This is a genomic window from Methylibium sp. T29 (genome assembly GCF_000576205.1).
GTDB classification, from domain to species: Bacteria; Pseudomonadota; Gammaproteobacteria; order Burkholderiales; family Burkholderiaceae_C; genus Methylibium; species Methylibium petroleiphilum.
In genome coordinates, this window is record NZ_AZND01000152.1 from 1 (window position 1) to 8,138 (window position 8,138).

The window sequence follows — 8,138 nt, forward strand, 5'->3', positions numbered from 1 at the left end:
GGCGGTCGACGCGCTGATGCTGCCGCGCCGCGACGGCGGCTGGTCGGCCCTGATCGCGCTGCAGCCGGGCCCGACCGAACTGGGCGCCGAGCGCCTGCGTGCCGCCTTGGAGGGGCTGGGCGGGCTCGAGGTGGTCGACATCGGGCTCGAGCTGAACAGCCTCTACGGCAGCTACCTGCAGGAGGCCTTCCTGCAGGCGTTGCTGGGTGCGGCTGCGGTGTTGCTGCTGCTGGCCCTCTCGCTGCGCTCGCTCCCGCGGCTGTTTGCGGTGTGCCTGCCACTCGCGCTGGCGGTGCTGCTCACGCTGGCCGGCCTGGCGCTGCTCGACGTGGCTCTGGGCATCCTGCACCTGGTCGGCCTGCTGCTGGTGGTGGCGGTGGGCTCGAACTACGCGCTGTTCTTCGACCAGATCCAGAACACTCCGGCGCACGATGCCGCGGCCGTGCCGGCGCTGGTCAGCGATGACACGCTGGCCTCGCTGCTGCTGGCCAACCTGACCACGGTGGCGTCGTTCGGGCTGATCGCGCTGTCGGACATCCCGGCGCTGTCGGCGATCGGCCGGGTGGTGGCGCCGGGGGCCCTGCTGGCCCTGTTGCTGGCGGCCGCCTGCTCACGGCCGCTACGCCTGGAGCGTGCTGCCTGAGCACGGGTCCGGCGCGGCATTCCGGTCAGCCTGCTGTGGGAAAATTGACGCTTGCAGTAACCCGCCAGCGCCCCGCCACCGCGGCGGCTTTCCCCATGTCCCACGCCTCCTCCTCGAGCGCTGCCTGGCCGATGCCGCCGCTGCTGCGCGCCAGCCTCGGCCTGCATGCGGTGGCGGCCGGCGCGGCGATCGCCTTGCCGGGGGCGGCTCCGTGGGCTTTCGGCAGCGTGCTGGCCAACCACGCGGCGCTCACTGCGGCCGGCCTGTGGCCGCGCAGCCGGCTGCTCGGCCCCAACGTCACGCGGCTGCCCGATGCCAGCGCCGCGCGCGGCGAGATCGCGCTGACCATCGACGACGGCCCGGACCCCGCGGTCACGCCCGCGGTGCTCGACCTGCTGGACCGGCACGGCGCGAAGGCGAGCTTCTTCTGCATCGCAGCGCGTGCCGCGACCCAGCCAGCGCTGACGCGCGAGATCCTTGCGCGTGGCCACTGCGTGCAGAACCACAGCCATGTGCACCGCCACAACTTCGCGATGCTCGGGCCGCGCGGCTACACCGCCGAGCTGGAGAGGGCACAACAGGTGCTGGCCGACATCACAGGGCGCCGCCCGCACTGCTTCCGGGCGCCGGCGGGCCTGCGCAACCCCTTCCTCGACCCGGTGCTGCACCGGCTCGGCTTGCATTTGGTGAGCTGGACCCGGCGCGGCTTCGACACCCGCGAGCGCGCACCGCAGCGTGTGCTCGAGCGGCTGACGCGCGACCTCGCTGCCGGCGACATCCTGCTGCTGCACGACGGCCATGCGGCGACGACGGCGGCCGGCCGGCCGGTGCTGCTGGAGGTGCTGCCGCCACTGCTGGAGCGCTGCCGTGCCGTCGGGCTGCGTTGCGTGACGCTGACGGCCGCACTGCCGCCGCGCCGGACGGCGAGCGACGCATGAAGCCGCTGGCAGTCACCGACCACACGCTCGCCAGTGCGCTGGGCGTCGGCCGCGCGGCCACGCTGGCCGCACTGCGTGACGGCCGCAGTGGCCTGGCACGCAAGACCTTCGAGACCGCGGCCCTCGACACCTGGATCGGCGAAGTGGAGGCGTCGACGCGCAGGCGCTGCCGCCGGCGCTGGCCGACTTCGACTGTCGCAACAACCGGCTGGCCTGGCTCGGTCTGCAGGCCGACGGTTTCGCCGCCAGCGTGGCGCGGGCGCGCGCGCGCTTCGGGCCGCGCCGCATCGGCGTGTTCCTCGGCACCAGCACCTCGGGCATCCTGCAGACCGAGCTGGCTTACCGCCGCCGCGATCCAGCGACCGGCGCGCTGCCGGCCGACTTCCGCTACGCGCAGACGCACAACACCTACTCGGTGGTCGACTTCACGCGCCGCGTGCTCGAGCTGGAGGGGCCGTCCTGCGCCGTGTCGACCGCCTGCTCCTCGAGCGCCAAGGTGTTCGGCCACGCCGCCCGCCTGATCGAGCTGGGCGTGATCGACGCGGCCGTGGTCGGCGGGGTCGACAGCCTCTGCCTCACCACGCTGTACGGCTTCAACTCGCTGGAGCTTCTGTCGGACGACATCTGCCGGCCCTGGGATGCGCAGCGCCACGGCCTGTCGCTCGGCGAGGCCGCGGCCTTCGCGCTGCTGGAGCGCGACGTCGCCGCACCGCAGGCCTGGTTGCGCGGCGTCGGCGAGAGCAGCGACGGTTTCCACATGAGCAGCCCGCACCCGCAGGGCGCCGGTGCGGCCGAGGCCATGCAGGCGGCGCTCGCCCAGGCTGGCGTGGTGCCGGGCGAGATCGACTACCTCAACCTGCACGGCACCGCGACGCCCAACAACGACAGTGCCGAGGACCTGGCCGTGTGCACGGTATTCGGCGACCGGCTGCCCTGCAGCTCGACCAAGGGCGCCACCGGGCACACGCTGGGCGCGGCCGGCGGCGTGGAGGCGGCGATCGCGATGCTGGCACTGCAGCACGGCCTGATGCCGGGCGGCCTGAACCGGCGCACGCCCGACGCGGCGTTGCGCAGCCGCTACCTCGACGCCAATGTCGAGGCACGTCTCCGCCTGGTGGCGAGCAATTCCTTCGGCTTCGGCGGGTCCAACGCCTGCCTCGTCTTCGGGGCCGCCGCATGAGCATTGCGCTGAGCGTGAGCGTGCGCGGCATCGGCTTGCTGGGACCGGGCCTGGCCGATTGGAGCGGAGGGCAGCCACTGCTGCGCGAGCCGTCCTCCTGGGTCTTCCGGCCCACCGTGCTGACGGCGCCGGCCCGCCTGCCGCCGGCCGAGCGCCGCCGCGCCGGCGACGTCGTGAAGCTGTCGATTGCCGTGGCCGACCAGGCCTGCACCGAGGCCGGCGCCGACACCCAGCATCTGGCGACGGTGTTCACCGCATCGAGCGGCGACGCTGCCAACTGCAACGCGCTGTGCGAAGCGCTGGCGACGCCGCAGCGCGCCATCTCGCCCACGCGCTTTACCAACTCGGTGCACAACGCGGTGGCGGGCTACTGGCACATCGCCACCACCAGCCGCGCGCCGTCGACCAGCCTGTGTGCCCACGACGGCAGCTTCGGTGCCGGCTTGCTGGAGGCGATGGCGCAGTGCGTGAGCGCACGCCGCCCGGTGCTGCTGGTGGCGGCCGATGCGCCTTACCCGGAGCCGCTGCACAGCGTGCGGCCGCTGTCGGCCGCCTTCGGCGTGGCCTTGCTGCTCGATGTCGGTCCGGGCGACGCACCGCTGCCGATGCTGACGCTGCGCAGCGACGAGACCGAGGCCCCTGCGAGCGACTGCGGCGATGCCGCACTCGATGCGCTGCGCCTCGGCGTGCCGGCCGCTCGCAGCCTGCCGCTGCTGCGCGCGCTGGCCGGCGGTGCGCCGGCTTCGCTGCGCATCGAGGGACTGAAGGGCTTCACGGTCGAGGTCCGGCACCATGCGTGAGTCCTTCCCGGCCGCCGCCCCGGCCACGCTGGATCGCGCCGGCATCTCGCTGCGCATCCCGCACCAGGGCCGAATGTGCCTGCTCGACCGTCTGCTGTCGTGGTCGCCGGAGCAGATCCACTGCGCCGCCGAGAACCACAGCGAACCCGACCATCCGCTGCGCAGCGCGAGCGGCCTGCTGTCGCCGTGTGCGATCGAGTACGCCGCGCAGGCCATGGCCCTGCACGGCGCGTTGCGCGCGCCGCCCGAGGCCGGCCCGCGGCCCGGGTACCTGGCAAGCGTGCGCGACGTGCGGCTGGCAGTGGCGCGGCTGGATGGCGTGGCCGGGCCGCTGCAGGTGCGCGCCGAGCGTCTGGCCGGTGAGGATCGGCAGGTGATGTACCGCTTCGAGCTCAGCGACGGGCACGGTCGACGGTTGGTCGACGGGCGCGCGACCGTGGTGCTCGACACGCCGCTCGCGAGGCAGCCCGCCATGCAGGACCTGCCGTCACCGAGGAGCGAGCCATGAGCCTGGACCACAAGCGTGCGCTCGTCACCGGCGCCAGCGGCGCGCTCGGTGCCGCGATCGCACGGCGGCTGGCGCGCGACGGTGCGTCGCTGCTGCTGCACGCCAACGCTCGGCCGCAGGCGGTGGAAGCGCTGGCCGAGGCGATCCGCGCCGACGGCGGCCAAGCGCAATGCTGCGTGTTCGACCTGACCGACGCCGACGCCTCGCGTGCGGCCTGCGAGCGCCTGCTCGAGGCCGGGCCGGTGCAGGTGATCGTCAACAACGCCGGCGTGCACGATGACGCGGTGTTCCCCGGCATGCGCGCCGAGCAGTGGCACCGCGTGATCGACGTGTCGCTGCACGGTTTCTTCCACGTGACCCAGCCGCTGCTGCTGCCGATGCTGCGCACCCGCTGGGGCCGGGTGATCAACATCTCCTCGGTCGCGGCGCTGGCCGGCAACCGCGGCCAGGTGAACTACGCGGCGGCCAAGGGCGCGCTCAACAGCGCGACCAAGGCTCTGTCGCTGGAGGTCGCGAGCCGGGGCGTCACCGTCAATGCCATCGCGCCCGGCATCATCGCCTCGCCGATGGCCGATGCCGCCTTCGACGCCGCGACCATCGCGCAGCTGGTGCCGTGCAAGCGTGCCGGCACGCCCGAGGAAGTGGCCGACCTGGCCGGCTTCCTCGCCAGCGCCGCGGCGGGCTACATCACCGGCCAGATCATCTCGATCAACGGCGGCATGCTGTGAGCGTCGGTTGCAGCTGACCGTCGAGTCGCTCTGACACTGCCCGGCGCGCTGCAGATCGAATGCCTTCCCAAGCCGTGCTGGTCAGCAGCACTCACTCAGCAGGCGACCGCTGTCAAGCCTGGAACGGCGGCAATCTCCGCAGACGGCGCCACAGCAGCACCGGCAAGCGCAACAGGAACTCCAGCATCAGCGCGTGTGCATCCAGGTCAGCAGCAGGTTGTCGCGGCCGTAGCGGAAGTGCGAGACGCCGCCTTCCTCGGGGCGCAGGTACTTCACCGGTGCGTCGCGGTTGATCGGTTTGATGCCGCGCCAGGCGAGGCGAACCACCGCTTCGGTGTCGAAATCGAAGCGGCGCATCCAGGGCTGGCGCGCCATCACCGCGGCGAGCGCGGCGACCGGGTAGACGCGAAAGCCGTACAGCGAGTCGGCCACGCCGGCACCCAGGGTCTCGAGGTTGGTCCAGGCGTTGGAGACACGCCGGCCGCGCACCCGCAACAGCGGCGCGCTGGCATCGAACACCGGGCGGCCGAGGATCATCGCGTCGGGCCGGGCGAGCGAGGCGCGCATGAACTCCGGAATCAGGCCCGCCGGGTGCTGACCATCGGCGTCCATCGTCAGTGCATGGGTGTAGCCGGCGGCCTGCGCGGCCTGCAGGCCGTGCAGCACCGCCGCGCCCTTGCCCTGGTTGACGGGCAGCAGCAGCACGCGCAGCCCCTCGTCGCCGACGGCCAGGCGCTGAACCTCCGCGCCGCTGTCGTCGGTGCTGCCATCGATCACCACCCACACCGGGGTCCACTGCGCACGCGCCTCGCGCACCGTGTCGCAGAGCTTGCGCCCGGTGTCGAAGCTGGGGATCAGCACCAGGTGCGTGGTCGACGGCGTCATGCGGTGGGCCCGGACGGCTTCACGCCGGCAGCGAAATAGGCTTCGAGCTGTGCGAGCAGCGCATCGGTGTCCTCCTGCGGCGCGAAGCGCTCGCCCAGCCGGACCGAGAAGCGGATCGGCAGCGGCGGCAACTTCCAGATCGGCCAGCCCTTTCCGAGGTAGGGCGACTCGGTGTCGATGAAGACCGTCTGGATCGGTGCCCCGGCGAGCTTGGCGATCAGCGTCACGCCGGGCCGGAACGGGTTGACCGGATGCCGCGTCGTGCGCGTGCCTTCGGGAAACAGCACCAGTTGGCCGCCGTGCTGCAGGTCCTGCACCGCGAGGCGGATCATGCCGCGCGGCGAGTCGTTGCGGATGTAGCGCGCCAAGCGTGCGCCCGCACCGAGGAAGGGGTTGCGCATCAGTCCGGCCTTCATGATGCAGGCGCTCCTGGGCAGGCGGGCCACCAGCATCAGCGCGTCGAGCAGGCTGGGGTGGTTGGCGACGACGATCAGCCGCGGCTCGTCCTTGAACGCATCAAGAGCGTTCGCATCGAGCTTGATCATGCCGCTGGCCGAAGCCAGCAACCAGTAGAGTCGGTAACCGTAGGCGATGCCGGCGCGACCGACGACCAGGCCGCGATCGCGCGGCAGCAGCGGGTAGAGCAGCAGCGCGGTCAGGTTCCAGATCGTCGACATCACGCCGAGCAGCAGCAGCAGCGCGAGCAGGGCCAGGCTCAGGGGAAGGGCGAACAGGCGCTTCATCGATCGGAGGATACGGTCTCGGACGAGGTCGCGAAGACCCAGCTGAACGCGATGCCGAACGAGAGGTTGTCTCGCTGGCGTACCAGCGGGCTGTCGGCGAAGCGTGCGCCGTGCAGCGTGTCGTGGCGGACGAACAGTCCGGCCCAGGTGCGCTCGAAGCGCCGCGACAGCGTCGCGGTGGCCTGGGCCCCTGCATAGCCGCCGGGGCTGCGGTAGGCCGGTCGATCGGCGGTGGCGTCGGCCGTCGGCACGTCGTAGAAATAGGCGTTGAAGCGGCGGCTGCCGAACACCGGACCGCTCATCAGTCCGAGGTTCCAACCGGAGCTGCCGACGTTCTCGACATCGAGGCCGAGATTCGGCGTGGCGGTCCAGCCGATCCCGCGTGCGCGTGACTCTAGCGTCAGCGCCGCGCGCACGGGCGCTCGCAACTGCAGGGTCCAACCGGTGCCGCGGGCGGCGGTCCAGTTCAGGTTGGGTCCGAACTCGAGCGTCGGCGCGAGATCGCTCATGCCCCGGCGCGCGTCGTTGTCCTCGCTGCGCGTCGGCGCGGTGGCGGCGAGGCTCAGGTCGAAGTCGAGCCGGTCCGACTCGAACAGCACGGCGCGTGCACCGTCCCGGTCGGCCTTGAAGATCTTCCCGCGGTACACGGCGTAGGGCACCGGCAGCAGCCAGTCGTGCGACTGGTTCGCTCCGCGGTAGTGCGGCAGGCGCAGGCCTGCCACACCGAGTCCCAGTTCCCACAGCGGTCTTTGCGCCTGGGCCGCCACCGGCAGCGAGGCGGTGCAGGCCAGCAGCGAGGCGATGCAGGCGTTCCCGGCCAGCCGCCTCACGCGCGCACCTCGCCGGGCGCGAAGGCGTGGGCTTCGATCTCGACCAGCAGTTCGCGGCGGCACACGTCGCCCTGCAGCAGCACGGCGTCCCGCAGCGCCACGGCGTCGGCGCCGAGCGCGTCGCCGAGCAGCGACCGCACCTGTGCGGCGTCGCTCGCGTGGCGCACATACACCGTCAGCGAGAGCTGATCGAGCTCGAAGCGCGCGCTGCTGCGCTGGCGCGCGGCGCCGAGCACCGCCTCCAGGTTGGTGAGGGTCTCACGCGTCTGCGCGGCCACGTCGCCCGCGTGCAGGCTGGCGTGGCCGACGATGCTGGCCGTGCCGGAGATCAGCAGCGCCACCTGGCCCGCGCCGGCGTCGAACACCGCCGCACGCGAGAAGCTCGGGCTGCGCGGGCCGTACTCGCTCGGGTAGTGGTAGGCCGACACCTGGCGCGGGTTCTCGACTTGCAGCGGCTGCGTGCGGCCGGCCAGGAAGTGCACGCAGAACGGGCCGCCTTGCGTGCCCAGCGCACAGGCCGCCGGCGCGCCCTCGAAGGCAGGGCGCTGCGCATCGAAGAACGCCTGCTGGCGCCCCAGGTTGAACTGGCGGTAGCGCTCCAGGCCGCCGCCGTCGCCGTTGATGTCGGGCAGGTAGTTCCACAGCCGCAGCAGGTGCTCGCAGCCGGTGTGGGCCAGCGTGGCGAACACGTCCTGGTAGGCGCGCTGTGCGAGGGCCTGCATGCCAGCACCGGCTTCGAGCGTTTCGTCGAGTTGCAGTGAGCCGAACAGCCAGTGGCCGTCGTGCTGCCAGTGGACGCGGCCGCAGCGACCGGTGTCGACCAACGGTGCCGGGCTGCACCAGGCGTCGACGCGTGGACCGGCGGCGCAGCGTGCGGGCAGCC

Annotated in this window: 7 protein-coding genes and 3 pseudogenes; 6 read left to right on the plus strand and 4 right to left on the minus strand. The window is 72.4% G+C overall.

The features are described from left to right. The 6 genes and pseudogenes from x551_RS15485 to fabG all read left to right on the plus strand — a co-directional run. Nucleotides 1–643: pseudogene (locus x551_RS15485) on the plus strand (transporter); the annotation flags it as partial. 95 nt (nucleotides 644–738) lie between these two features. Further along, a complete protein-coding gene (locus tag x551_RS15490; protein WP_036249326.1) occupies nucleotides 739–1,581 on the plus strand; it encodes a polysaccharide deacetylase family protein in 843 nt (280 codons plus the stop codon). Continuing rightward, nucleotides 1,578–2,761: pseudogene (locus x551_RS15495) on the plus strand (beta-ketoacyl-[acyl-carrier-protein] synthase family protein). The gene x551_RS15490 and the pseudogene x551_RS15495 overlap by 4 nt, the downstream one beginning before the upstream one ends. Then, complete coding sequence (locus x551_RS15500) at nucleotides 2,758–3,561, plus strand: beta-ketoacyl synthase chain length factor (RefSeq protein WP_036233003.1); 804 nt, start codon at nucleotides 2,758–2,760, stop codon at nucleotides 3,559–3,561. The pseudogene x551_RS15495 and the gene x551_RS15500 overlap by 4 nt, the downstream one beginning before the upstream one ends. Continuing rightward, complete coding sequence (locus x551_RS15505; protein WP_036233005.1) at nucleotides 3,554–4,069, plus strand: 3-hydroxymyristoyl-ACP dehydratase; 516 nt, start codon at nucleotides 3,554–3,556, stop codon at nucleotides 4,067–4,069. The genes x551_RS15500 and x551_RS15505 overlap by 8 nt, the downstream gene beginning before the upstream one ends. After that, entirely contained in the window at nucleotides 4,066–4,797 is a 732-nt protein-coding gene (gene fabG / locus x551_RS15510; protein WP_011828926.1) for a 3-oxoacyl-ACP reductase FabG, read from the plus strand. The genes x551_RS15505 and fabG overlap by 4 nt, the downstream gene beginning before the upstream one ends. A 112-nt stretch (nucleotides 4,798–4,909) precedes the next feature. Here fabG and x551_RS15515 read toward each other — a convergent pair. From x551_RS15515 to x551_RS15530, 4 genes and pseudogenes are all read right to left on the minus strand, one after another. Then, nucleotides 4,910–5,682: pseudogene (locus x551_RS15515) on the minus strand (glycosyltransferase family 2 protein). Then, the gene (locus tag x551_RS15520) at nucleotides 5,679–6,425 is read right to left on the minus strand and encodes a lysophospholipid acyltransferase family protein (protein WP_011828928.1); all 747 of its coding nucleotides are present in this window, start codon (nucleotides 6,423–6,425) and stop codon (nucleotides 5,679–5,681) included. The pseudogene x551_RS15515 and the gene x551_RS15520 overlap by 4 nt, the downstream one beginning before the upstream one ends. Beyond that, the gene (locus tag x551_RS15525; RefSeq protein ID WP_036249329.1) at nucleotides 6,422–7,255 is read right to left on the minus strand and encodes a MipA/OmpV family protein; all 834 of its coding nucleotides are present in this window, start codon (nucleotides 7,253–7,255) and stop codon (nucleotides 6,422–6,424) included. The genes x551_RS15520 and x551_RS15525 overlap by 4 nt, the downstream gene beginning before the upstream one ends. Beyond that, a partial coding sequence (locus x551_RS15530; RefSeq protein WP_051512069.1) for an endoribonuclease L-PSP occupies nucleotides 7,252–8,138 on the minus strand: 887 nt, incomplete at its 5' end. The genes x551_RS15525 and x551_RS15530, both read right to left, overlap by 4 nt.

Coding starts and splice junctions, on each gene's coding strand:
- x551_RS15490 (WP_036249326.1), top strand. CDS start 739: ATGTCCCACGCCTCCTCCTCGAGCGCTGCCTGGCCGATGCCGCCGCTG.
- x551_RS15500 (WP_036233003.1), top strand. CDS start 2,758: ATGAGCATTGCGCTGAGCGTGAGCGTGCGCGGCATCGGCTTGCTGGGA.
- x551_RS15505 (WP_036233005.1), top strand. CDS start 3,554: ATGCGTGAGTCCTTCCCGGCCGCCGCCCCGGCCACGCTGGATCGCGCC.
- fabG (WP_011828926.1), top strand. CDS start 4,066: ATGAGCCTGGACCACAAGCGTGCGCTCGTCACCGGCGCCAGCGGCGCG.
- x551_RS15520 (WP_011828928.1), bottom strand. CDS start 6,425: ATGAAGCGCCTGTTCGCCCTTCCCCTGAGCCTGGCCCTGCTCGCGCTG.